The organism is Arthrobacter sp. Y-9 (genome assembly GCF_029690065.1).
GTDB lineage: Bacteria > Actinomycetota > Actinomycetes > Actinomycetales > Micrococcaceae > Arthrobacter_E.
In genome coordinates this window covers 3,393,203-3,415,712 of record NZ_CP121463.1, presented here as the reverse complement: position 1 = coordinate 3,415,712, position 22,510 = coordinate 3,393,203, and the positions used below count along the sequence as shown (strand labels likewise).

The window sequence follows — 22,510 nt, the reverse complement described above, 5'->3', positions numbered from 1 at the left end:
GCCGCAGCGATCCGACGGTGGCCGGAACCGGACCTCAGGCCGAGGTTCCGGCTCCGGCCACCGGTGCTTTGCGGGGTTTGATGAAGGGCTTGGCCCAGCTTTCGATGAACCGGGCGATCAGCGGCCCGAGCACCGCCATGATGAGCACGTAGGACGAGGCGAGAGCGGCCATCTGGCCCGGCACTGCGCCGGAGGCGACGGCCAGGCCCGCGATGACGATGGAGAACTCGCCGCGCGCCACCAGGGCCGCGCCAGCGCGCACGCGGCCCGGTTTGCCGATCCCCGCCCGTCCAGCGGCCCACCAGCCCGTGAGCATCTTGGTGGCCGTGGTCGCGACGGCCAGGAGCAGCGCCCAGCCGAGGACCGGCGGGATGGCCGTCGCGTCGGTGCTGAGGCCGAACGCCACGAAGAAGATGGCGGCGAAGAGGTCCCGCAGCGGTTCCAGCATCCGGGTGGCGTTGTGCGCCGTCGCGCCGGAGATGGCGATGCCCAGCATGAACGCGCCGACGGCGGCGGACACCTGGAGCGCCGAGGCGAGGCCCGCCACCAGGAGGGCCGCGCCGAGCACCGTCAGCAGGAAGACCTCGGCGTTCTCGCTGTGCACGATCGCCGAGACGCGCTGCCCGTGCTTCATGGCGACCAGGAGCACCACCGTGATGACCGCCAGCGCGATGGCCACCGCCTGCAGTCCGCCGAAGAAGCCGACGCCGGCCAGCGTGGCCGTCAGGATGGGGAGATAGACGGCCATGGCCAGGTCTTCGAACACCAGCACGGAGAGGACCACGGGCGTCTCGCGGTTGCCGAGCCGTCCCAGGTCGGTGAGGGTTTTGGCGGCGATCCCGGACGACGAGATGTAGGTGACGCCGGCCATCACGAGCGCGCCGACCGGACCCCAGCCGAGCAGGAGTGCCACGGCCGCGCCCGGGATGGCGTTCAGCACGGCGTCGAGCACGCCGGCCTGCCAGGACTTCTTGAGTCCGGTGAAAAGCTCATCCGCGCTGTACTCGAGCCCGAGCATCAGCAGCAGGAGGATCACGCCGATCTCGCCCGAGAGATGGCTGAACTCGCGGACTCCGTCGAGCTGGATGATGCCGCCCGCGCCGAAGCCCAGGCCGCCCAGCAGGTAGAACGGGATGGGGGACATGCCCACCCGTCCGGCAAGCCGGGCCAGGAGGCCGAGTACGAAGACCACGGCCCCCAACTCGATCAGGGTCACCGCGAGTTGGTCCACCGCTATCCCTTGCGGAGTATTTCGGCGGCCTTGTCCAGGCCTTCGAGCGTTCCCACTGCCACGAGCAGGTCACCACGGTGGAGCACGACGTCGGGGCCGGGCGAAGGGATGACCTCGCCTTCCCGCATGATCGCCACGATCGAGACGCCGCTGCGGGTGCGGATCGAGGCCGCCCCCATGGGACGGTCCCGGAACGGCGAATCCTGGAGGATGGAGAACTGGCGCGTCACGATGCCCGGGACATCCCGGTGCTCTTCCGTGAGCTGGTTGACGATGAGCTGGCCGCCCAGCAGCTGGGCGAGGGTGGTGGTCTCCTGTCCCGTGAGGGGGATGGAGGCCTGGCAAGTGTCCGGGTCGTCCCAGGTGGAGACGATGAACTCCGTGGTTCCATCACGGTGGACCACCACGCCGATCCTGCGGCCGCTGGCGGTCATGAAGTCTTTCCGCACCCCGAGTCCGGGGAGGTCGGTTTCATCCACGTGCATGGCATAAGCCTAGTCCCCGGACTCTTCTCGTGTTGCGTGCTCAGTAGTTGCGGGTCCAGACCCCAAACACCCGCAACAACTGAGCACGCAACGCGGTCATGAAGGCTCGCCGGCCGCGCGAAGCGCCCGTTGCACCTTCCGGACCACGCTTGGCCGCGTTCCGCGGAGGTCGGCGGCGCTGATGCGCAGTTCCTGCCAACCCAGCTCCGCAGTGATCGTCGCTCGCGCGATATCCCGGTCGTACTGCCGCTCCGCCCCGTGGACCTTGCCGTCGTACTGCACGCTGAGCCGTTGCCGCGGGTAGGCGAGGTCGGGCCAGACCCGCGGGGTGCCCCAGGGGTCGTAGAGAACCACATTGAGCTCCGGCTCGGGGACGCCATGATCCAGCAGGATCAGGCGCATCCGGGTCTCCTGCACCGAATCCGCGCCCGGGCGGATCAGGTCCAACGCCGCCAGGGCGTTCCTCTTCCCCTTCATCTTGGGGTGGGCCATCGTCACGCGGCGGAGGTCGGCCACCGTGCAGAGCGGCACCCGTGGGAAGGGATGATCCGAGCCGTGCTCGTTGACGAGGTGGTCCCCGGCAGCCACGAGATCCGCGAGGGGCAGATGGTGGGCCAGATCCAGCCAGGTTCGCGCCGCCGAGGTGATGCGCACACCGGCCAGGTACTCGACTTCCCCTGGGAGCAGTAGCGTTCGATGCCCGACGACGCCGGCGCGCCGAGCGTGCGTGCCACCCCGTGTGCGCGAGACGTGGATCTGTTGATCAGCCCAGAACGGCAGCGGGATGCCGCGGGCGCGTGCAGCGGTCAGCTCGGAGACCACCGTCGCGTCGTCAAGTGCGGTCAGAGCCCGAAGGCTCGCCAGGAGTGTCGGGTCCGCGCCTCGGGGAATGCGTATCCCCCGGCTCGGCGCCCGCAGGTCGGCGGCCCGGAGGCGGCTGGTGGACACACCACCTGCCAGGGCTTCCGCCACGGTGAACGAGGTGTTCTGGAATCGTGCGGGAAGTTCTTGTGCTCTCATCCACCCATCGGAACAAGGCGGGAGCGCGGATGGCCGCGCTGTTCCGGCTATGTGGATGGCTCAGGTTTCCGGTGGCTCCCTGTTCCCGCAGTTGCGTGCTCAGTAGTTGCGGGTTCGGGCCGGAAATACCCGCAACTACTGAGCACACAACGCGTGGGGCGTGGACGGCGTGGACGGCGTGGGTGTCCAGCGGGTCAGGCGGCTGCGTTGTCCTGCGCTGGGGCCTTGACCGGGATCAGGACCAGCAGGCCGGCCAGGAGCACCACCATGATGCCGAGGATCCCCCAGCGCTGTGCCTGGCCCTCCGCGACGTACTGGGACGCCACGGCGATGGAGACGGTGAAGAGCGTGGGCGCCAGGAAGGACACCGCGCGGCCGGTCGTGGCGTACAGGCCGAAGAGCTCACCCACCTCGCCGTCGGGGGCCAGCCGTCCCAGGAACGCCCGTGCGGAGGCCTGCGCCGGCCCCACGAAGAGGCAGAGCAGCAGCCCGAACACCCAGAAGGTCAGCTTGCCGTGCCACTGCATGCCGAAGAAGGAATATTCGCTGTTGCCCAGGATCAGAATGGCCGTCCCCGCCACGAGGAGGCCCACCAGGGACAGCTCGATCACGCGCTTCGGCCCGATGCGGTCGTCCAGGAAGCCGCCCAGGATCGCCCCCGCCGCGGCCACCACGTTCCCGAAGACCGCGAAGAAGATGACGTCCTTGAGCTGGAATCCGAAGGTCCCGGCCGCGATCACGCCGCCGAAGGTGAACACCGCCGCGAGGCCGTCCCGGAACACCGCGCTCGCCAGGAGGAAGTAAATGGTGTGAGGGGACCGCCGGAACAGTGCCCGGATCCGCCGGACGAGCACCACATAGGACTGCAGGAATCCCACCCGCGCCTCGCCCGGCTGAACCGGCGGTTCCGGGACCCGGAAGAACACCGGCAGCGCGAACACCCCGAACCACACCGCGGAGAAGAGCGCGACGAGGCGGATGTTGAGGGCGTCGTCGGTCGAGGCGCCGAACCAGTGGAACGCGGGCTGGACGAACAGCTGGAGCACCAGCAGCAGCGCCACGATCCCGCCGAGGTATCCGGCGGCCCAGCCGAAGCCCGAGACCCGCCCGATGGTCGCCGGGGTGGAGATCTGCGTCAGCATGGCGTTGTAGTTGACCCCCGCCAGTTCGAAGAACACGTGCCCCACGCTGATGAGGATCACGCCGAGCAGGAGGTACTCGGGTTCGGGCCGCACGAAGAAGCACAGAGCCATGAGGATGACCACCACGGCGCTGTAGATGCCGAGCCACAGCTTCCGCCGGCCGCCCGCGTCCGCGCGCTGTCCCGTCACGGGGGCGAGCAGGGCGATCGCGAAGCCCGCGAGTCCGAAGCCGAGTCCCAGCACGCCGGACGCGTGGTCCTCACCGCCGAATGCTTTGGATGTCAGGTACACGGTGAAAACGAACGTTGTCATGACCGCGTTGAATGAGGCCGAACCCCAGTCCCACGAGGCCCAGGCCAGGACCATGCCCCGCCGCCGTCCGGTCTCCTGCGACACGTGTTCGCTACCGGCGTTGTAAGTCGCTTCGGGGCTCATAGCACGAATAGTAACGGGCGCCAGTTGCTAAAATGAGAAGACACCTGTTTAAGGAACCGCTCCGGATGACAGGACTGCCCGCGGCCAGCAACACCGGAAGTGGTGATGACCACGTGACCCTAGTCCTCTGTTCCCTTTTCGCGCTTGCTGCGGTGGCTCCGCTGATCTTCAAGCGCCTGGGGCGGAACGCCTTCTACCTCCTGGCCGCGGCCCCTGCCGCCGCCTTCGTCTGGCTGCTCTTCCAGTACCCCGCCGCCTACGGCGCAGGCCTCGTGGAGCACTTCGACTGGATCCCTCAGCTCCAGCTGGACCTGACCTTCCGCATGGACCCGCTGTCCTGGGTGATGTGCCTCCTGGTCCTCGGTGTGGGATCGCTCGTGCTCGCGTACTGTGCCCGGTACTTCAAAGCGGACGACGCCGATCTGGGCAGTTTCGGCGCCCAGCTCCTGGCCTTCGCGGGCGCCATGTTCGGACTGGTCACCTCGGACGACCTCATCCTCATGTTCGTGTTCTGGGAACTGACCACGATCCTGTCCTACCTCCTGATCGGGTACGCCCGGGCCCGCCTGTCCGCCCGGCGCTCCGCCCTCACGGCCCTGATCGTCACCACGGCCGGCGGCCTGACCATGCTGATCGGCCTCCTGATGATGGCCCAGATCACCGGGACCAGCCGCGTCTCGACCCTTCTGGAGCGCGCCCCGGCCCTGCTGACGGGCGCGAACCGCGACGGCGCCGCGGCCGCCGCGCTGGGCGTCGCCGTCGTGCTGGTGCTGGTCGGCGCGATCACCAAGAGCGCGCTCTTCCCGTTCCACTTCTGGCTGCCCGGCGCGATGGCCGCGCCGACCCCGGTGAGCGCGTACCTTCACGCGGCCGCCATGGTGAAGGCGGGCATCTACCTCGTGGCGCGTCTGGCGCCCGGTTTCGCGCAGGCCGAGACGTGGCTTCCCGTCGTCCTCAGCCTGGGTCTGATCACCATGCTGGTGGGCGGGTACCGGGCCCTCCGCCAGACGGACATCAAGCTCATCCTGGCGTACGGCACGGTGTCGCAGCTCGGGTTCCTCACGATGGTGGTGGGCCTGGGGACGCCCGAGGCGGCCCTTGCGGGACTCGCCCTGCTTCTCGCGCATGGCCTGTTCAAGGCCGCGCTGTTCCTGGTGGTGGGCATCATCGACCACCAGACGGGCACGCGTGACGTCCGCAAGCTCTCCGGGGTGTTCCGCTCCTCCCGGGCGCTCGGCGTCGTGGCCGTCCTGGCCGCGGCCTCCATGGCCGGCATCCCGCCGCTCGCCGGATTCGTGGCCAAGGAGAGCGTGTTCACGGCGTTCGTCGACTGGGCCACGGGCGAGACGTCGACGGCGCCGGGGCCCTGGGGGCCGGTGGTGCTGATCGGCATCGTGGTGGGATCTATACTCACGTTCGCATATTCCGCTCGGTTCATATGGGGTGCTTTCTCGACGAAGCCGGGCGTGCCACCCACCCCGTTCAAGCCGATCCGCTTCTCCTTCCTCGCGTCGCCCGCCATCCTGGCCGCGCTCAGCCTGGTCTATGGCCTGTGGCCGGTGCCGGTGGATTCCTGGGTCCAGCCGTACGCGGCGCTCTTCCAGGAGACCGAGGAGCACATCGAGGAGGCCGCCTCCGCCGGCCACCTCGAACTGTGGCACGGCTTCACGGCCGCGCTCGGACTGACCGCTGTGACCTTCCTGGTCGGCACCCTGCTGGTGGTCGCGCGGGAGCGGGTCACCCGCTTTCAGGCGGCGATGCCGAAGGTCCCCGAAGCGGACCGGGTGTACCAGCACGTCATCGGCGGGCTCGATGACACCGCCGTCTGGGTCACGGGCCGCACGCAGCGCGGTTCCCTGTTCTTCTACCTCGTGGTGATCCTCGCCGTCGCGGTGATCATGCCGTCCGTCACGCTGCTCTGGCACGGCCAGGCGGTGCCGTCCAATCTGTACTGGATCGACCCCGGCTCGCCGTTCCAGTGGCTCATCGGCCTGGCGATCGTGATCGGCGCCTTCGGCGCGGTCCGCGCCGACAAGCGCTTCATGGCCGTGCTGTTCGTGTCCGTGACGGGCTACGGGATGGCGCTGATCTTCGCGCTCCAGGGCGCCCCGGACCTCGCGCTGACGCAGATGCTCGTGGAGACGGTGGCGCTGGTGGCGTTCGTCTTGGCCATGCGCCGGCTTCCCCCGGAACTCCGGGACCGCACGGGCGGGCATTTCCGGGTGATCCGCGTGATCCTGGGCCTGGCCTTCGGCGCCGCCATGGTGGTGTTCGCGCTCTTCGCCACGGATTCCCGGGTGGCGACGCCCATCTCCCTCGACTTCCCGAAGCTCGCCTACGAACAGGGCGGCGGGCTCAACGTGGTCAATGTGACGCTCGTGGACCTGCGCGCCTGGGACACCTTCGGTGAGATCTCGGTGCTGGCGCTGGCCGCCACCGGCGTCGCCAGCCTGATCTTCGTCCGGAACATCGGCAACAGCCTCGGCCGCAGCGCCGGGGTGGAGACCGGCAGTGTCGGACGGGTGCGCGTCCAGGCGGAAGGCTCCGCAGAGGCCGCGGCGCTGGCCACGGCCCGGAAGTTCGGTGCGCCGCCCCGCGCCAAGACCGGCGTGGCACTGCGGAACCCGTGGATCGTGGCCGGCCGGACCCTGGCGCCGGAGCGCCGGTCCATCCTCTTCGAGGTGGTCACCCGGCTCATCTTCCACACCATGGTGGTGCTGTCCGTCTACCTGCTGTTCGCGGGCCACAACCTCCCGGGCGGCGGGTTCGCCGGCGGCCTGATGGCCGGCATGGCGCTGACCATCCGCTACCTGGCGGGCGGCCGCTTCGAACTCGCGGAAGCGCTCCGGATGAGCCCGGGACTCGTGCTCGGCATCGGCCTCGCGCTGGCCGCCGTGTCCGGGCTCGCCCCGCTCCTGCTGGGCGGGAACGTGTTCCAGAGCGCCATCGTCCACTTCAGCCTGCCCGTGGTGGGTGACGTGAAATTCGTGACGAGCACCTTCTTCGACATCGGGGTGTATCTCGTGGTGATCGGCCTGGTGCTGGACGTGCTGAGGGGCTTCGGCGCCCAGATCGATGTCGAACTCGAGGAGGAAAGCGAGGTGGCGGCACGATGAGCGCCAATATGACCCTCCTGGTGATCATGGGGATCCTGTACGCGTGCGGCATCTACCTCCTGCTGGAGCGCAGTCTCACCCGCGTCACGCTGGGCCTCATGCTCCTGGCCAATGCCACCAACCTGCTGATCCTCGTGACCGGCGGGTACGCGGGCCTGGCGCCGCTCTTCGTCAAGGGCACCGACCCGCACGACTACAACGACCCCCTCCCGCAGGCCCTCATCCTGACCTCGATCGTCATCAGCTTCGCGGTCACGGCGTTCATGCTCGGCATCATCTACCGCACCTGGGTCCTGGGCCGCCAGGACGTCATCGCGGACGACACGGAAGACCAGAGAGTGGCCAACACGCCCAGCTTCGACGCCGAGGACGACGCCGTCATCCCGGACGAGACCACCGAGTTCCCGCTCACGGCCGACGACGACGCCCAGCACGGCGCGGTCCTCGCCGCCGTGGGCGCGGCCACCCATGCCCACGGCGCCGCTCCCACTGACGGCTCGGCGGGGGAGGGCGGCGAGAACGCCGAGGGCACCCGTTCCGCGGCGTCCAGCGCGGGGGCCGCCCTGGCGGACGGCGTGGACACTGAGACCCGCTCCGCCGATGGCGGGACGCGCGGTCCGGCAGCCGACGGCGCCGGCCCGCAGCCCGGCGTCGAGCCCCAGGAAGGCTGGAACCACCGCGCCGACCCTGAAGCCGACCATGGACAGCACCCCGAGGAAGGAGGACGGGCATGAGCGTCAATCTCGCGTACCTGGCCCCCTTGGCCGTCCTGCTGCCGATCCTGGGCGCGGCCGTGGCGTTCACGCTCGTCCGGCATCCCCGGGCTCAGCGCACCGTCAGCGTCTCGGTCCTCTCCCTGACGCTGCTCCTCGAGTGCTTCCTCCTGGCCTCCAGCTGGGACGGTGGCACCACGGCCGTCCGGCTGGGCCACTGGTTCCCGCCGTTCGGCATCGTCATGGTGGTGGACGCGTTCTCGTCGCTGATGCTCGTGGTCTCCTCGGCCGTGAGTCTCTGCGTGCTCCTGTACGCCTCGGCCCAGGGCGCCAGTGAATCCGGCTACGACGGCCCGGTGTCGATCTTCCACCCGAGCTACTTGATCCTGATCGCGGGCGTGTCCAACGCGTTCCTCTCGGGCGATCTCTTCAACCTCTACGTGGGCTTCGAAATCCTGCTCACCGCGAGTTACGTGCTCATGACCCTCGGCGGGACCGAGGCGCGCATCCGAGCCGGCGTCACCTATGTGGTGGTGTCCGTGGTGTCCTCGCTGCTCTTCCTGATCGCGATCGGGATGATCTACGCGGCCACCGGCACCGTGAACATGGCGGATCTGGCCGTGAAGCTCGCGCAGCTCGACCCCGGCATACAGACCCTGCTGCACGTCATGCTGCTCGTGGCGTTCGGCATCAAGGCAGCCGTGTTCCCGCTGTCCTTCTGGCTTCCCGACTCGTATCCGACGGCTCCGGCGCCGGTCACCGCGGTGTTCGCGGGTCTGCTCACGAAGGTCGGCGTCTACGCGATGGTCAGGACCGAGACGCTCCTGTTCCCGGGCGACACCCTCAACCAGCCCCTCATGGTGGTCGCGCTGCTGACCATGGTGGTGGGCATCCTGGGCGCGGTCGCGCAGAACGACATCAAACGTCTCCTGTCCTTCACCCTCGTCTCCCACATCGGGTACATGGTGTTCGGGCTGGCCCTGAGCTCCACCGCCGGGCTGGGCGCCGCCGTCTTCTACGTGGCGCACCACATCACCATCCAGACCTCGCTCTTCCTGGTGGCGGGCCTGGTGGAACTCCGGGCGGGCAGCTCGTCCCTCGACCGTCTCGGCGGTCTGGGCAGGCTGTCCCCGCTCCTGGCCGTGCTCTTCTTCATCCCGGCGATGAACCTGGCCGGCATCCCGCCGTTCTCCGGCTTCCTGGGCAAGCTGGGCCTGCTCCAGGCCGGCATCGCGCAGGGGACCGTGCTCGCCGTGATCCTCGTGGTGGGCGGTGTGTTCGCCTCGCTGCTGACGCTGCTGGCGATCGCCCGAGTGTGGAACCGCGCCTTCTGGCGCACGACCGACGACGCCGAGGACCCGGAGCCCGAACTCCTCATCACGGGCGCGGCGGCACGGCGTCTCATGCCGCGCGGAATGGTCGCCCCGACGGCGGCGCTCGTCGTCCTGGGCGTGGCCCTGACGGTGTTCGCCGGTCCGCTCTTCGGACTCGCGGACCGGTCCGCCGCCCAGATGCTGGACCGCAGTTCCTACATCCACGCGGTGCTCGGCCCGGACGTGGCGGTGCCGCCCCTGGAGGCGCCGCCGTCGTCCGCCGAATCCCCGGCGACGGGCGACCCGGCCGCCGGCACCCCGGCCGATGAAACCCAGGCCGCTGAAACCTCAGGAGGTGCACGATGAGTCTCCACCGCCGCAAGATCCGGTTCCTGCAGGAGCTGCCGCTGCTCATCTGGCTGATGCTGGTGTGGGCCATGCTCTGGCAGGACTTCAGCCCCGGGACGCTGCTCTTCGGTGCGCTGCTCGCGATCGCCGTGACGCGGGTGTTCTACCTGCCGCCGGTGCAGCTGAGCGGGCGATTCAACGTGTTCCACGCGGTCGCGTTCGGCATCGAGGTGCTGGCGCGCATGGCGTGGGCTTCGCTCCAGGTCAGCCTCGTGGCGGTCTTCCAGGGCCCGAACGTGCGGAACGCGGTGCTGAGCGTGCCCCTGCGCAGCCACTCGGACCTCATCCTGACCGCGGTGGGACACGTCAGCTCGTGGATCCCCGGGTCCATGGTGGTGGAGGTCGACCGCTCCACGTCGACCCTGTACCTGCACGCGCTGGACGTGCACACCGAGGCCGACGCCGAGAAGGTGCGTGCCGGGGTGCGGCGCATCGAGGCGAAGCTCATCGAGGTCATGGGCTCCCGCGAGGAACTGAAACGACTGCGGGCCGAACGGACCGGGGAGGTGACGGCATGATCAACCCGGTCTTCGTGACGGTGGCCGTCGTGGCGCTGGGGATCGCCTCCGCCGCAGCGATCTACCGGATCGCCAAGGGCCCGTCCCTGCTGGACCGCGTGCTCGCCACGGACGTGCTGCTGAGCATCGTGGTCACCGCCCTGTGCATCGACATGGCCGTGCACCGGCACCTGAACAATCTGATCCTGGTGATCTCGCTGACCGTGGTGGGTTTCATCGGTTCCGTGACCGTCGCACGCTTCGTGCAGGACCGCCGTGAGGAGCCCCGCGATGACCGCTGACGGAAACAGCATCGACTGGAACAGCGTGGTCGACATCCTGAGTGGTGTGGCCCTGACCCTCGGCGCTCTGCTGAGCCTCGGCGCCGCGGTGGGCATGGTCCGTTTCCCGGACCTCATGAGCCGCATGCACGCCGCGAGCAAGCCGCAGGTCCTGGGTCTGCTGCTGGTCCTGGTGGCACTGGGGCTCCAGATGCGCAGCTGGGTGGTCTGGCCCGTGCTCCTGCTCGCCTGGCTCTTCCAGCTGCTGACGGTGCCGATCTCGGCGCACATGGTCAGCCGCGCGGGCTACCGCACCAAGCACCGCCACCCGGAGCTGCTGACGGAGGACGACCTTGCCGCCGTCGTGTCCCAGGCCGCGGAGGAGCGGAAGACGCAGGACTGACCGTTCCCTGCGCTCAGGAGACCCCGCTCCGGCGCGAGGCCTCAGGCGGGGGCCGCGCCCAGGGCGGCTGCGGCGTCGCGCATGGCCTGTTCCGCCGTGGCCACGGTGATGAGGCTGTTCCCCGCCGTGATGTGCAGGCCGTACGCGTCTTCCAGCGCGACGAGGTTCATGGCCAGGGTCTCGGCCGGCAGGCGCAGGGCGAAGTCCCCGCTCGCCGCGCCGCCCTCCAGGATGCCCTGATAGGTCCGGAGCTGCCGCCGGTACATGGTCTCGACGAGTTCGTGGTGCAGCGCGGAGTTCCCGGCGAGGACGTCGAATTCGTAGAGCAGACGCATGAGGGCGTCGTCCGGGCCGCTCGGAAGGCCGTGCCGGATGGCTGCCGCGAGACGGGCGGCGGCGGTGGGCAGACCGGCCACGATCTCGTCCCGGGCGTCGCAGAAGCGGGCGACGCCGGCGCGGTGCGCCTCCACGAGCAGCTCGTCCAGATCCTCGTAGTAGTAGAGGACGGCGCCCCTGGTCAGACCGGCTTTCGCCGCGACGTCGGTCATCGAGATGGAGCGCAGCCCGCGCTCCGACGCCGCCTCCAGCGCCGCGGCCACGAGCTTCTCGCGTCGTGCTGTCTGGTTGCTCGGCCTCGCCATGCCTTGACGTTAGCAGAGCGCCGGTGCTTCACTGAGAGAGTTATTTGACGCTGATGTCAAAGAATATCTCTGACTCCGACAGGACCCCGCCATGCTCGATCTTCTCCTGACCCGCGCGACCGTCCGGACCTTCGACCCGGCCCAGCCGTGGGCCGAGGCCGTGGGGGTCACCGACGGCCGCATCAGCTACGTGGGCAGCGCGGCGGACGCACCGTCGGCCCGCCGTACCAGGGACCTCGACGGCGCGCTGGTCACCCCGGGCGTGATCGACTCGCACAACCATCTCCTCCTCGGCTTCGACGCCGACGCGGTCAGTCTCGAAGGCGCCGAGACGCTCGAGGAGGTCCGCCGGCGGATCAAGGAGCTCGCGGACCGTCGCCCCGAGCTGGACTGGATCTGCGCCGAGAACGCCGTGTACTCCGTGGTCCACGGCCGCCGCCCGAACGCCCGCGACCTGGCCGGGCTGACGGACCGCCCGGTGTTCGTCACCACGTACGATCAGCACTCCGTCTGGCTCAACGACGCCGCGCTGCGGGTCCTCGGCATCAGCGGGGAGGGCATCGGCCAGGTCGGCGGCATCCCCTGGGGCAACCCCGAGCTCGACGCCGACGGCCGCCCCACCGGCTGGGTCACCGACTTCTATACGAGCGCCATGACGACGGCGGGCCTGGCGGGTCTCCAGCGCGACATCCCGATGTACTCCCCGGACCGCCGCTACCGGAAGTTCCTGTCGAGCCTGGAGATGGCCACGGCCACGGGCATCACCACGGTCGTCGAGCCGCAGGTCCCCCTCGCCGAGGTGCCGCTCCTGGACCGCGCCATCCGCGAGGGCAAGCTGTCCTCCCGCGTGATCGCCGCGCTCTTCCATCCCGTCGACGCGGACGACGCCTTCCGCCGCGAACTCCGCGACGCCGTCGACCACGGCCCGTCCCACGACCGTCTCCGGCTCGGCCCCATCAAGCTCTACGCGGACGATGTGATCGAACCCCACACCGCCTGGATGCTGGACGATTACGCGAACCGTCCCGGCCATCGCGGACACCCTTCGGCGGCCCTGGGCGAACTCACGCGGATCGTCACCGAGCTGGACCGCCTCGGCTTCCAGACCCACACCCACGCGACCGGCGACGGCGGCATCCGCCTGGCGCTGGACGCGATCGAGCAGGCCGCGCGGGCCAACGGGACCACCGACCGCCGCCACGGGATCGTCCACATCGAATGCCTGGACCCCACGGACCTCCCGCGGTTCCGTGAGCTGGGGGTCACCGCGGCCATGCAGCCGCGGCACTGCTCCCCGGATCTCGTGGCCGGGACGTGGATGGAGAACGTGGGCGAACAGCGCTGGGACCGTGCCTGGCGGTTCCGGTCGCTCATGGAATCCGGGGCGCATGTGGCCCTGTCCAGTGACTGGCAGGTGGGGGAGATGGACCCCCTGGTGGGCTTCTACTCGGCGCTGACCCGGGCCGGGCTGGACGGTTCGGACGCCTGGACTCCGGCGGAACGGCTCACTCTGGATCAGGCCCTCCGCGGCTACACGGCCGAGGGCGCCTGGGCCTGGCACGCGGAGCGCGAACTCGGCGTCATCAGGCCCGGGGCTCTCGCGGATCTGGTGGCGTGGAGCGGGAATCTCTACGACCACGAGCAGGATCCTGCGGCGCTCCTGGACCACCGCGCGGCCCTGACGCTGGTGGGCGGCGAGGTGGTGCACGACGCCGACGTCGATCCGGCGCCCGTTCCGGTCTACGGCGGGCAGTCGCACTGCTCGGCTCACGACAGTCACGCGCCCGCCGAGGGCTGAAACGCCACGAGTGGGCCTTTCGATCACCGGATCCCGGAGGGGGATGGCGATCGGAAGACCCACTCGCGATGCGGGTGGTGCGGTTGCCGTCAGATCAGACGACGTCCCGCGACTTGTTGAACTTGGCGATGGCCTGCTGGGTGCCACGGTTGGTGAGGACCTGGATCACGGCGCTCACGGCGGCGGAGATGACCGCGAAGCTGAGGGCCGCGCGGAGGCTCGCCTCGGCGTCGTCGCCCTTCTGCGGCGGCTTGTTGCCTGTGGCCTTCTCCCACGCGGCGTTCACCAGCTTCGACCCCACGAGACCTGCGCCGATGCTCACGGCCGTACCGAGCAATTTGAACAGAAGCTGCATGTTTCTCCCTCACGGTGCTGACAATGCCGTCAGCCTAAGCCTAGTACGCGAGGGGCCTAGCGCGAGCTTGCGAGTTTGGGGAGCGGACTGGGCGCTGGTACGCAGGGCCCCGAACGCACCGGCTCCGAAACGACTGAGCCCCCGCCGGGTGGGCGGGGGCTCAGTGCGCGTGCGGGACGGGTCAGCGGTCGGCGCTCACCGGGTCGCTCTCCTGCTTGTCGTCACGCTGGGAGTCCTCCTCGCCGGCGGCCGGCACCACGGGGATCATCCCCGTCGCGATCAGCCGCTCGCGCTGACGGGCTTCGCGCCGTCCGCCCGGGATCGGATTGCCCAGTTCGCGCGGTTCGGCGTCGGGGAGCTGGATGAGCGCGTGGGACCCGGTCAGGGCGTGCGGCTCTTCCGGCTGCTCGACGACGACGCGCTTCCCCTTGGCCTTCTTCTTCGCCTTCGCTGGGCTCGCCGCAGCCGGGGCCGGGGCGGAGGCCGCCTCGCCGGCTCCGGAGGCGGCAGGGGCGGAGACGCCCGCCGCCGCGGTGGCCAGGGCCGGAGCCGTCCCGTCGGCGTCGTCGGTCGTGGCGGAGTCCTCGCGGTGGTCCTGGTTCAGGCGAGCGCCTTCCACGTCGACGTCGGGAAGATGCTTCTCCAGCCAGGCCGGCAGCCACCACGCCCGCTTGCCCAGGAGGTGCATGGCCGCGGGGATCAGGGTCATGCGGACCACGAACGCGTCCACGAGCACGCCGAACGCCAGGGAGAAGCCGAGCGGCCGGACCATCGTCAGGTGGTTGAAGATGAAGCCCGCGAACACGCTGGTCATGATGATCGCGGCGGCGGTGACCACGACGGCGGCGTGCTTGAAGCCGATCCGGACGGCCGCCTTGGCCTTCGCGCCGTGGACATAGGCCTCGCGCATGCCCGAGCCGATGAACACCTGGTAATCCATGGCCAGACCGAACAGCACGCCGATCAGGATGATGGGCAGCATGCTCAGGATCGGGCCGGGGTGCGGGACGTCGAACACGGAGCCCAGCCAGCCCCACTGGTACACGGCCACGACCGCGCCGAACGAGGCGGCCAGCGACAGCAGGAAGCCGGCCGTCGCCAGGACGGGGACCCAGATGGACCGGAACACCAGGAGCAGCAGGATCAGGGACAGGCCCACCACGATGCTCAGGTACAGCGGCAGGGCCTCGATCAGCTTGTTCGAGACATCGATGTTCGCGGTGGTCTGACCCGTGAGGCCGATCTTCACGCCGAGATCCCGCTGGATGTCCGCACCCTTGGCACGGATGTCCGCGACCACCTGGACGGTCTTCTCGCTCGCCGGTCCCTCGGTGGGGATCACCTGGAACACGGCGGTCTGGCGGTCGGCGCTGAGTGTGGCCGGAAGCGCCGCCACCACGCCCGGGACGGACCGCAGGCGGTCTGCGAGGTCGAGCTGTTTGAGGGCGGCGTCCTGCTCGCTGAGGCCGGCCGGGAACTCGCCCACCACCACGATGGGGCCGTTCATGCCGTCGCCGAAAGCGTTGCTGATGGTGGAGTACGCCTTGTAAGCAGTCGAGTCGGCGGCCTCGGAACCGCCGTCCGGCAGCGCCAGGTGCAGCTTCTGTGCGGGGAGCGCCACCACGCCCAGCACGACGACGGACACCACCACGGCCAGCCACGGCCACTTGGTGACCCAGGCGCCCCAGCCGCGGGCGGCGTCGTCGTGATCGGCCAGCGGGTGCGCGGCGCTGTCCGCGGCGCGCCGCCAGCCCCGCTTTGAGATGACGCGCTTGCCGACCAGGCCCAGCACCGCGGGGGTCAGGGTCAGGGAGACGAGCACCGCCACGGCGACCGTGGCAGCGGCGGCCAGCCCCATGAGGCTCAGGAACGGCAGACCCGGCACGGCGAGGGCGGCCAGGGTGATGACCACCGTGACGCCGGCGAAGAACACGGCGTTGCCGCTCGTGCCGGTCGCGCGGGCGACGGATTCCTCCATCGACATGCCGGACAGGATCTGGCCCCGGTGCCGGTTGACGATGAAGAGGGAGTAGTCGATGCCGACGGCCAGGCCGAGCATGAGGGCCAGGATCGGCGTCATGCTGTTCATCTGGATGACGCCCGAGAGCGCGATGGTGCCGCCGACGCCCACGCCCACCCCGACGATGGCCATGAGGAGCGGAAGACCTGCGGCGATCAGGGTGCCGAGCATGATGATCAGGACCAGCACCGCCACGCAGAGGCCGATGATCTCGGCGGGTCCGGCCAGGCTGCCCAGATCTTCGGAGAGTTCCTTGCTCGGGTAGACGTTGAGGCCCGTGTTCTCGGTGGCGACCAGGCTGTTCACCACGTGGTCCCGGTCCTCGGTGGAGAGGGCGCTCAGGGAGCCCTTGAAGCTGATCTGCGCGACCGCGACGGTGTCGTCCTTGGAGACGAAGCGGATGCCCTGCGAAGCGTCCGACTTCCGCTTGTTGAAGTCCAGCTCGGCCTGGTGGGCCGCGAGTTCCTTGGCGGCCGCGTCGGCCTTGGCTCGCCCGGCGTTGTAGTCCTTCTCCGCGGCGGCGATCTGGGCGGCGGCGGCCTCGGCCTGGGCGGCGGGCACCTGCACGCCCGAGTTCTGGGCCGCGGCGGCCTGCGCCTTGGCGCTGTCCAGCTGCTTCTTGGCGTCGTCCAGCTGCTTGTTGCCGGCCTCCTGCTGGGCCTTGCCGGCGTCGAGCTGCTTCTGCGCCGCGGCCAGCTTCGCCGGGGCGGCGTCCACCTCGGCCTGCGTGGTGAACGGGTCCACGCTCGACTGGACCTGCGAGGTGCCGTTGAGCTTGTTCAGGGCGTCGGAGACGGCCTTCTTCTGCTCATCCGTGAACGGCTTGCCGTCCTTGTTCTGGAACACCACGGAAGCCGTGCCGCCGGCCGCCTCGGGGAGGGCCTGCTTGAGGTGGTCGATGACCCGCTGGGTCTCGGTCCCCGGGATCTTGAACTCGTTGGTCAGCTGTCCCTTGAACAGCGCGGCGGAGCCGCCCACGGCCAGGAGTACCACGAGCCAGAAGGAGACGACCCACCAGCGGTGCCGGTAGGAGAACTTGCCGAGCCTGTAGAGCAGGAGTGCCATGGTCTGTGCCTTTGTTGGTGCCGGTGGTGCGGGGCGGAGTGCGAGTGGACGGGAGGTCTGGGGTTGTGGTGGTCCCGGGGTTTCCGGGTGGGCCGGGGTTCCCGGGTGGGCCGGGGTTCCCGGGTGGCCCGGGCCGCTCAGGCGAAGCCGTTGCGGAGGTGCTGGAGGGCCTGGGTGATGAGGTTTCTGAGGACCATGCTGTCGGCATCCGTCACCTGTCCACTGCGAGGAGCCTCGTGTTCCAGCCAGAACTCCGTTGCGGCCTTCCCGGCGCCGATGATGGCGCCCACCATGGTTCTGACGAAGAAGGGGTCCGCTTTTGTTCCCAGACGTTCCACGGCGGCGGCGCTGAGCTTGCTGGTCGCATCATCCCAGGCCATGAGCTGCCAGCGCTGGACCTGGGGCTGATTCTCGGTCAGAAGGCACATCCGCGCCATGCGGGAGAGTGATCCGGGCTCGACGAGCGCCATGACCGCGGCGATCGCGGAATCGAGGATCGTCTCATCGGCGGGGCGCTGGCGGAACTCTCCGATGGCGCCGTCCAGGAAGTTCTGGACCGTGGCCGCCAGGGCCGCCTCGGGGCTCGGGAAGTAGTTGAAGAAGGTGCGGCGGGAGATGCCGACGGCGTCGGCCAGGTCCTCCGCCGTGAAATTGCCCAGGCCGTTCTCGGAGAGCAGGTTGACCGCGGCCTCGATGATGGCTGCGCGGGTGGCCTGCTTGTTGAGCTCGCGGCGGGAGGTCTTCTCCTCCGCGGAGCCGCCGTGGGGATGATCCGGTGGAGTTCCGTCCAGGAATGTGGTGGAGTCCATGCTCCGATGCTACGGCAATTTGTGCACCCAGTGCAATTAGGGGACCGAGTGCAAAGTTCGACCCGGTGCGCTGCCCGCCCGTGAGTCCGCTGTCGAGGGGGTGAATCCGCTGACTCGTGGAGCGGATTCACGACGTCGACAGCTGACTCAGCAGAAGGCGGCGAGCCCGGGGCGGTGGTGGCGAAACTGCGGTGGAGAGCTCGGTGGACGCCCCGGTCCGGGGGTGGCGCTCAGTTCCCCAGCACCTGATCCAGCGGGGCCTTCAGGGTGGTGTAGTCACTGGAGTCGACCTGCAGCAGCTGGCCTTCCAGCACCACGGACGGGGTGCCCCGCAGGCCGAGTTCCTTGGCATCGTCGAGGTCGCGCTGGACGCGGGTTGCGACGGCCTGGGAGGTGAAGTCCTTGGCGAAGCGGTCCATGTTCAGTCCCAGCTCGCGGGCGTACCCGGTGAAGGTCGCCGCCTGGCCCGACGTCGACTTGGCCCATTCGGCCTGCTTGCTGAACACGAGATGGCCCATCTTCTCCAGGGCGCCCTGTTCGGCGGCAGCCTCCACGGCCTTGGCCGCGAGCGGGGCGTTCTCATGCATGGGGAGCGGGAAGTTCCGCACGACGATCCGCACCTCGGAGCCGTACTCCTTCTTGGCACGCTCGATCAGGGTGTCCATCTTGGCGCAGTACGGGCACTGGTAATCGGTGAAGAGGATGAGGGTGGTCCGCGGCTTCGCCGGGTTGGCGATGATCCGCGCATCCGAGGGGACGAGCTTCGCCATGAGCTCGGCGGACGGCGTGCCCGGTGCGGTGGCCGTGGCGCTCGCGGACGGCGCGGTCGCATGGGACGACGACGGCGCCCCGCACGCTCCCAGCGTCCCCGCGGCGACCACGAGGGCCAGTGAGGCGAGGAGGGTCTTGGCGGTCGGTCCGGCCTTCTGGGTGCGCATCAGTCTTCTTCCATCGTCTTCCGTCGTCACATTCGGCTTGCGTGTGAGCCTAACGAGGGCGCTGAGACGGGGCCAAGTTTCGTGAGGCGGGCCACCCGTGGGGTGAGCTCGCTATGAGGGGTTCGAGATCGCTGCGGGCGACAGCGAGGTGAAGCTTTTGATAGCGAGGTCGGCCTTGCCCGGCGCTGAACTCGCTATCGAGGGTTCGAGGTCGTTGCGGGCGAGCCGAGTCCGCTACGAGGGGGGTGATCTGGGCCTGACCCGGTGCTGATCTCGCTATGAGGGGTTCGAGATCGCTGCGGGCGACAGCGAGGTGAGGCCTTGGATAGCGAGGTCGGCCCTGCCCGGCGCTGAACTCGCTATCGAGGGTTCGAACACGCTACGGGCGACAGCGTGGTCGGGCTCTGCCTAGCGAGTTCAGCCGGCGGGAGAGGTCCCGCGGACACCCGGCCAGGGCTGACTCCCGCGGCGCCCGGGGAATGTGACAGCGGAGCCCGCGCCGCCGTCGTCGTGCAGGTATAAACTGGGAGGCACAACGAACGACAGGGGAGCGCCGCCACCGCAGGGTGTGTGGGCGCTGAGAGTGCGGAGTAACCGCAGACCCTCGAACCTGATCCGGTTAGTACCGGCGATAGGGAGTCGAGCATCTCAGAACGTGCCTCCGGGCACCTCCCCTCCTGTAATCCCAGGAGGATGACAATGACTACTCAGGCTGTTGCCCAGCGTCGTGGCTGGCGCGTGGTGGACATCGTGGTGGCGGCGCTGATCGCCGTGGCCGGTGGCGTGCTGTTCTGGGCGTGGTCCCAGGGCGCGAACCTGATCACCCCGCTGACCGCCGCCTACGCTCCGCTCTCGGGCCTCTACGCCGGCGGCTGGATGATCCCGGCCGTGCTCGGCGCCCTCATCATCCGCAAGCCCGGCGCCGCTCTCTTCTGCGAGGCGGTCGCCGCGAGCGGTGAGCTCATCATGGGTTCGCAGTACGGCCTCACCGTGCTGATCTCCGGGCTGCTGCAGGGCCTCGGCGCGGAGCTGATCTTCGCCGCGTTCCTCTACCGGAAGTTCAACCTGCCCACCGCGCTTCTGGCCGGAGCGGCATCCGGGCTCTTCTGCGGCCTCAACGACAGCTTCCTGCCCTGGGGCTGGAACATCGCCTACGACGGCACCGCCAAGTTCCTCTACATCCTCTTCTGCCTCATCTCCGGCGCCGTGATCGCGGGCGCGCTGTCCTGGGTGGCCACGCGCGGCCTGGCCCGGACCGGCGCCCTCTCCTCCTTCGCCTCCCGCAAGGCCGGTACCGAGCCGGTCTTCGGCTGATCATGGGCGGTTTCGCCGGCGGTGTGCGGCCGGCCCGCGTCACGGCACGAGACTGGGGCTGGCGCCATGGCGGACGCAGCCGCGCAGCTGTGGCAGGGCTCGACCTCGACCTGGAACCCGGGGAGAAGGTCCTCCTGCTGGGTCCGTCCGGCGCGGGCAAATCGACGCTGCTGCACGCCCTGGCCGGAGTTCTCGGCTCCGCGGAGGACGACGACGCCGACGAGTCCGGCACGCTGTTGATCGACGGTCGTGCGCCCCGGGACGCCCGGGGCCGGGCCGGCCTGGTGCAGCAGGATCCGGAGACGCAGGTGGTGCTCGGCCGCGTGGGCGACGACGTCGCCTTCGGAGCGGAGAACCTCGCCGTGCCGCCCGCGGAGATCTGGCCGCGGGTGCGCCAGGCCCTGCACGACGTCGGGCTCGGTTCCCTGCCCCTCGACCACCCCACGCATGCCCTGTCCGGCGGACAGAAGCAGCGACTGGCGCTCGCCGGGGTGCTCGCGATGCGCCCCGGGCTGGTGCTGCTCGATGAGCCCACCGCCAACCTGGACCCCGACGGCGTGCTCGAGGTCCGCGATGCCGTGATCCGCGCCGTCACCGCTTCCGGCGCGACGCTCCTGGTGGTGGAGCACCGCGTGGAGGTGTGGAAGGACTCGGTGGACCGCGTGGTGGTCCTGGGTGCGGGAGCCGACGGGCCGTCGGGTGTGGTCGCGTCCGGTGATCCCGACGCCGTCCTCGACGCCCAGGGTGAGGCTCTGGCCGCCCAGGGGGTCTGGATCCCGGGACGGGTGCCGGTACTGGAGGGCTCGGGTCGCTCCCTGTCCGGGGCCGGCGCGGGCCGCTCCGGAGATCGTCCCGTCGGCCGTCCGAGTGCTGGTTCCGTGGGGGCGCTTGCCGATACCTCGCTTGCCGGTGCGGTCCTCCTGGAAGCCCGGGACCTGGCCGTCAGCCGGGCTTCAGCATCCCGCCGTGGATTCGCGCCCCGGAAGTCCGTCCCCGTGCTGAGCGGGGTGGATCTGGAGTTGCAGGCCGGCAGCGCGCTGTCGGTGACCGGCCCCAATGGCGTGGGCAAATCGACCCTGGCCCTCACCCTGGCAGGGCTGCTCGCTCCGGCCGGGGGCGCCGTCGTCGGCTCGTCCGAGCTGCTGGCCGCGGGCGTTGCCGTGCCCCGGCATCCGGAGCCGTACCGCTGGAAGGCGAAGGAGCTGATCACCCGGATCGGGACGGTGTTCCAGGAGCCCGAGCACCAGTTCGTGACGGGCAGCGTGCTGGACGAACTGCGCTTCGGGCCGCGGCAGCTGGGCCGCGGCGAGGAGCGCGTGGACGAGCTGCTGCACCGCCTGAGGCTCGACGGCTTGGCCGACGCCAACCCGTACACGCTGTCCGGAGGTGAGAAGCGGCGGCTGTCCGTCGCAACCGTGCTCGCCGCCCATCCCCGGCTGCTGATCCTGGACGAGCCCACCTTCGGGCAGGACGCGCGTACCTGGGCCGAGTTGGGCTCACTGCTGCTCGAACTGCTGGACGAGGGCGTCTCGCTCCTGTCCGTCACGCACGACGCCGACTTCACCCGCGCCCTCGGCGCCACGGAGCTGGTGCTCGGGGGAGCGCCGGGGCCGGAGCTCGCGGGTGCGGCCGCCGTCGTGCGAACCGTGGACGAACCCGGGAAGGGGGAGGCATGAGTGTCGTGACCGAGGACCGCGCCGTCGTGGACCCGTATGCGGCGTCCCGTGCCGAGCTGCCGCTTCTGGGGCGTGCGAACCCGCTGTCCAAATTCGGCGCGCTGGCGATCATCACGCTCGCCCTCGTGTGGTCGATCGACTGGCTGTCGGCCGGGATCGCGGTGTTCTGTGAGCTTCTCGTGCTTCCGCTGGCGGGCCTGAACCTCCGCCTGCTGTGGGCCAGGGCGTGGCCGCTCGTGGCCGCCGCCGTCCTGGGTGGCTGGAGCACGGCGGTGCTCGCCCCGGACAAGGGACCGCTCCTCTTCAGTTTCGGGATCTGGACCATGGGCGAACATTCTCTGCTCCTGGGTGTCGGGTTCCTCCTCCGTGGGCTGGCGATCGCGTTGCCGGCGGTGATCGTCATGGCGTGCACCGAGCCGACCGATCTGGCCGACGCCCTGGCGCAGCTGGCACGCCTCCCGCACCGCTTCGTCCTGGGCACCCTCGCGGCGCTCCGCCTGGTGGGGCTCATGGTGGCCGAGTGGCAGACCATCGGCATGGCTCGCCGGGCACGCGGGGTCGGCGCCTCCGGGAACGTCCTGTCCGGACTTGCCGCGAAGCTGGGCCAGAGTTTCGGGCTGCTCGTCCAATCGATCCGCCGCGCCTCCCGTCTGGCCGTGACCATGGAGGCCCGGGGTTTCGGCGCCGGGCCGCGAACCTGGGCCCGTCCGTCCCGGCTCTCCGGGGTCGACACCTGGGTCGTGCTGGGTGCCGTGGTCATCGCCGGGCTGTCCGTGGGGATCTCGGTGCTGCTCGGCGTCTGGCACGTGGTGTACTGACCTGGTCGGCGGGCTGTTGGGTTGACGACCTT

18 protein-coding genes, 1 pseudogene and 1 riboswitch are annotated in these 22,510 nt (G+C 69.7%); of the genes and pseudogenes, 10 read left to right on the top strand and 9 right to left on the bottom strand.

Going from position 1 to position 22,510, the window contains the following annotated elements; translation table 11 throughout:
* Positions 1-34 precede the first annotated feature (34 nt).
* The 4 genes from P9849_RS15485 to P9849_RS15470 all read right to left on the bottom strand — a co-directional run bounded on the left by P9849_RS15485 (position 35) and on the right by P9849_RS15470 (position 4,244).
* The gene (locus tag P9849_RS15485; RefSeq protein ID WP_278267603.1) at positions 35-1,231 is read right to left on the bottom strand and encodes a cation:proton antiporter; all 1,197 of its coding nucleotides are present in this window, start codon (positions 1,229-1,231) and stop codon (positions 35-37) included.
* 2 nt (positions 1,232-1,233) lie between these two features.
* Positions 1,234-1,716: a TrkA C-terminal domain-containing protein gene (locus P9849_RS15480; RefSeq protein WP_066213925.1), complete on the bottom strand. Its 483-nt coding sequence runs from the start codon at positions 1,714-1,716 to the stop codon at positions 1,234-1,236.
* A gap of 96 nt (positions 1,717-1,812) precedes the next feature.
* Positions 1,813-2,736: a hypothetical protein gene (locus tag P9849_RS15475; RefSeq protein ID WP_278267602.1), complete on the bottom strand. Its 924-nt coding sequence runs from the start codon at positions 2,734-2,736 to the stop codon at positions 1,813-1,815.
* 194 nt (positions 2,737-2,930) lie between these two features.
* On the bottom strand, positions 2,931-4,244 hold the full coding sequence (locus P9849_RS15470) for an MFS transporter (RefSeq protein ID WP_278269173.1): 1,314 nt from the start codon (positions 4,242-4,244) through the stop codon (positions 2,931-2,933).
* 134 nt (positions 4,245-4,378) lie between these two features.
* On the opposite strand from P9849_RS15470, the gene P9849_RS15465 reads away from it, so the two are divergent.
* The 6 genes and pseudogenes from P9849_RS15465 to mnhG all read left to right on the top strand — a co-directional run bounded on the left by P9849_RS15465 (position 4,379) and on the right by mnhG (position 11,044).
* Positions 4,379-7,429, top strand: a complete 3,051-nt coding sequence (locus P9849_RS15465) for a Na+/H+ antiporter subunit A (RefSeq protein WP_278267601.1) — start codon at positions 4,379-4,381, stop codon at positions 7,427-7,429.
* A pseudogene (locus tag P9849_RS15460) lies at positions 7,426-7,842 on the top strand (Na(+)/H(+) antiporter subunit C); the annotation flags it as partial. The gene P9849_RS15465 and the pseudogene P9849_RS15460, both read left to right, overlap by 4 nt.
* A gap of 317 nt (positions 7,843-8,159) precedes the next feature.
* Entirely contained in the window at positions 8,160-9,821 is a 1,662-nt protein-coding gene (locus tag P9849_RS15455) for a Na+/H+ antiporter subunit D (protein WP_278267600.1), read from the top strand.
* Positions 9,818-10,381 carry a Na+/H+ antiporter subunit E gene (locus P9849_RS15450; protein WP_278267599.1) on the top strand — a complete coding sequence of 188 codons (564 nt, stop codon included), beginning with the start codon at positions 9,818-9,820 and terminating at the stop codon, positions 10,379-10,381. Before P9849_RS15455 ends, P9849_RS15450 begins: the two co-directional genes overlap by 4 nt.
* Complete coding sequence (locus P9849_RS15445) at positions 10,378-10,662, top strand: monovalent cation/H+ antiporter complex subunit F (protein WP_278267598.1); 285 nt, start codon at positions 10,378-10,380, stop codon at positions 10,660-10,662. The genes P9849_RS15450 and P9849_RS15445 overlap by 4 nt, the downstream gene beginning before the upstream one ends.
* Positions 10,652-11,044, top strand: coding sequence for a monovalent cation/H(+) antiporter subunit G (mnhG, locus tag P9849_RS15440; RefSeq protein WP_278267597.1), 393 nt, complete (start codon positions 10,652-10,654; stop codon positions 11,042-11,044). Before P9849_RS15445 ends, mnhG begins: the two co-directional genes overlap by 11 nt.
* Positions 11,045-11,085: 41 nt before the next feature.
* On the opposite strand, the gene P9849_RS15435 is transcribed toward mnhG, so the two are convergent.
* Positions 11,086-11,685 (bottom strand): TetR family transcriptional regulator, encoded by a 600-nt coding sequence (locus P9849_RS15435; protein WP_278267596.1) that lies wholly within the window; start codon positions 11,683-11,685, stop codon positions 11,086-11,088.
* A gap of 91 nt (positions 11,686-11,776) precedes the next feature.
* Here P9849_RS15435 and P9849_RS15430 point away from each other — a divergent pair, with 91 nt between their 5' ends.
* Complete coding sequence (locus P9849_RS15430; RefSeq protein WP_278267595.1) at positions 11,777-13,483, top strand: amidohydrolase; 1,707 nt, start codon at positions 11,777-11,779, stop codon at positions 13,481-13,483.
* Positions 13,484-13,577: 94 nt separating this feature from the next.
* On the opposite strand, the gene P9849_RS15425 is transcribed toward P9849_RS15430, so the two are convergent.
* The 4 genes from P9849_RS15425 to P9849_RS15410 form a co-directional block, all read right to left on the bottom strand.
* Positions 13,578-13,838: a DUF4235 domain-containing protein gene (locus P9849_RS15425; RefSeq protein WP_066213955.1), complete on the bottom strand. Its 261-nt coding sequence runs from the start codon at positions 13,836-13,838 to the stop codon at positions 13,578-13,580.
* A 181-nt stretch (positions 13,839-14,019) separates the two neighbouring features.
* Positions 14,020-16,923: an MMPL family transporter gene (locus P9849_RS15420; RefSeq protein ID WP_278267593.1), complete on the bottom strand. Its 2,904-nt coding sequence runs from the start codon at positions 16,921-16,923 to the stop codon at positions 14,020-14,022.
* Positions 16,924-17,060: 137 nt separating this feature from the next.
* Positions 17,061-17,732 carry a TetR family transcriptional regulator gene (locus P9849_RS15415; RefSeq protein WP_066213958.1) on the bottom strand — a complete coding sequence of 224 codons (672 nt, stop codon included), beginning with the start codon at positions 17,730-17,732 and terminating at the stop codon, positions 17,061-17,063.
* 230 nt (positions 17,733-17,962) lie between these two features.
* The gene (locus P9849_RS15410; RefSeq protein ID WP_278267592.1) at positions 17,963-18,670 is read right to left on the bottom strand and encodes a thioredoxin domain-containing protein; all 708 of its coding nucleotides are present in this window, start codon (positions 18,668-18,670) and stop codon (positions 17,963-17,965) included.
* A gap of 534 nt (positions 18,671-19,204) precedes the next feature.
* Positions 19,205-19,325, top strand: a riboswitch (TPP riboswitch).
* A gap of 44 nt (positions 19,326-19,369) precedes the next feature.
* On the opposite strand from P9849_RS15410, the gene P9849_RS15405 reads away from it, so the two are divergent.
* From P9849_RS15405 to P9849_RS15395, 3 genes are read left to right on the top strand one after another with little or no spacing between them, the layout of a single operon-like run.
* Entirely contained in the window at positions 19,370-19,984 is a 615-nt protein-coding gene (locus tag P9849_RS15405; protein ID WP_278267591.1) for an ECF transporter S component, read from the top strand.
* Between the two features lie 2 nt (positions 19,985-19,986).
* Positions 19,987-21,660 carry an ATP-binding cassette domain-containing protein gene (locus P9849_RS15400; protein WP_278267590.1) on the top strand — a complete coding sequence of 558 codons (1,674 nt, stop codon included), beginning with the start codon at positions 19,987-19,989 and terminating at the stop codon, positions 21,658-21,660.
* A complete protein-coding gene (locus P9849_RS15395) occupies positions 21,657-22,478 on the top strand; it encodes an energy-coupling factor transporter transmembrane component T (protein ID WP_278267589.1) in 822 nt (273 codons plus the stop codon). The genes P9849_RS15400 and P9849_RS15395 overlap by 4 nt, the downstream gene beginning before the upstream one ends.
* The last annotated feature ends 32 nt before the right edge of the window (positions 22,479-22,510 follow it).

Excerpts from the sequence above, each read along its gene's own strand:
- P9849_RS15480 (WP_066213925.1), bottom strand. The coding sequence starts at position 1,716 with ATGCACGTGGATGAAACCGACCTCCCCGGACTCGGGGTGCGGAAAGAC.
- P9849_RS15475 (WP_278267602.1), bottom strand. The coding sequence starts at position 2,736 with ATGAGAGCACAAGAACTTCCCGCACGATTCCAGAACACCTCGTTCACC.
- P9849_RS15470 (WP_278269173.1), bottom strand. The coding sequence starts at position 4,244 with ATGGTCCTGGCCTGGGCCTCGTGGGACTGGGGTTCGGCCTCATTCAAC.
- P9849_RS15465 (WP_278267601.1), top strand. The coding sequence starts at position 4,379 with ATGACAGGACTGCCCGCGGCCAGCAACACCGGAAGTGGTGATGACCAC.
- P9849_RS15455 (WP_278267600.1), top strand. The coding sequence starts at position 8,160 with ATGAGCGTCAATCTCGCGTACCTGGCCCCCTTGGCCGTCCTGCTGCCG.
- P9849_RS15450 (WP_278267599.1), top strand. The coding sequence starts at position 9,818 with ATGAGTCTCCACCGCCGCAAGATCCGGTTCCTGCAGGAGCTGCCGCTG.
- P9849_RS15445 (WP_278267598.1), top strand. The coding sequence starts at position 10,378 with ATGATCAACCCGGTCTTCGTGACGGTGGCCGTCGTGGCGCTGGGGATC.
- mnhG (WP_278267597.1), top strand. The coding sequence starts at position 10,652 with ATGACCGCTGACGGAAACAGCATCGACTGGAACAGCGTGGTCGACATC.
- P9849_RS15435 (WP_278267596.1), bottom strand. The coding sequence starts at position 11,685 with ATGGCGAGGCCGAGCAACCAGACAGCACGACGCGAGAAGCTCGTGGCC.
- P9849_RS15430 (WP_278267595.1), top strand. The coding sequence starts at position 11,777 with ATGCTCGATCTTCTCCTGACCCGCGCGACCGTCCGGACCTTCGACCCG.
- P9849_RS15425 (WP_066213955.1), bottom strand. The coding sequence starts at position 13,838 with ATGCAGCTTCTGTTCAAATTGCTCGGTACGGCCGTGAGCATCGGCGCA.
- P9849_RS15420 (WP_278267593.1), bottom strand. The coding sequence starts at position 16,923 with ATGGCACTCCTGCTCTACAGGCTCGGCAAGTTCTCCTACCGGCACCGC.
- P9849_RS15415 (WP_066213958.1), bottom strand. The coding sequence starts at position 17,732 with ATGGACTCCACCACATTCCTGGACGGAACTCCACCGGATCATCCCCAC.
- P9849_RS15410 (WP_278267592.1), bottom strand. The coding sequence starts at position 18,670 with ATGCGCACCCAGAAGGCCGGACCGACCGCCAAGACCCTCCTCGCCTCA.
- P9849_RS15405 (WP_278267591.1), top strand. The coding sequence starts at position 19,370 with ATGACTACTCAGGCTGTTGCCCAGCGTCGTGGCTGGCGCGTGGTGGAC.
- P9849_RS15400 (WP_278267590.1), top strand. The coding sequence starts at position 19,987 with ATGGGCGGTTTCGCCGGCGGTGTGCGGCCGGCCCGCGTCACGGCACGA.
- P9849_RS15395 (WP_278267589.1), top strand. The coding sequence starts at position 21,657 with ATGAGTGTCGTGACCGAGGACCGCGCCGTCGTGGACCCGTATGCGGCG.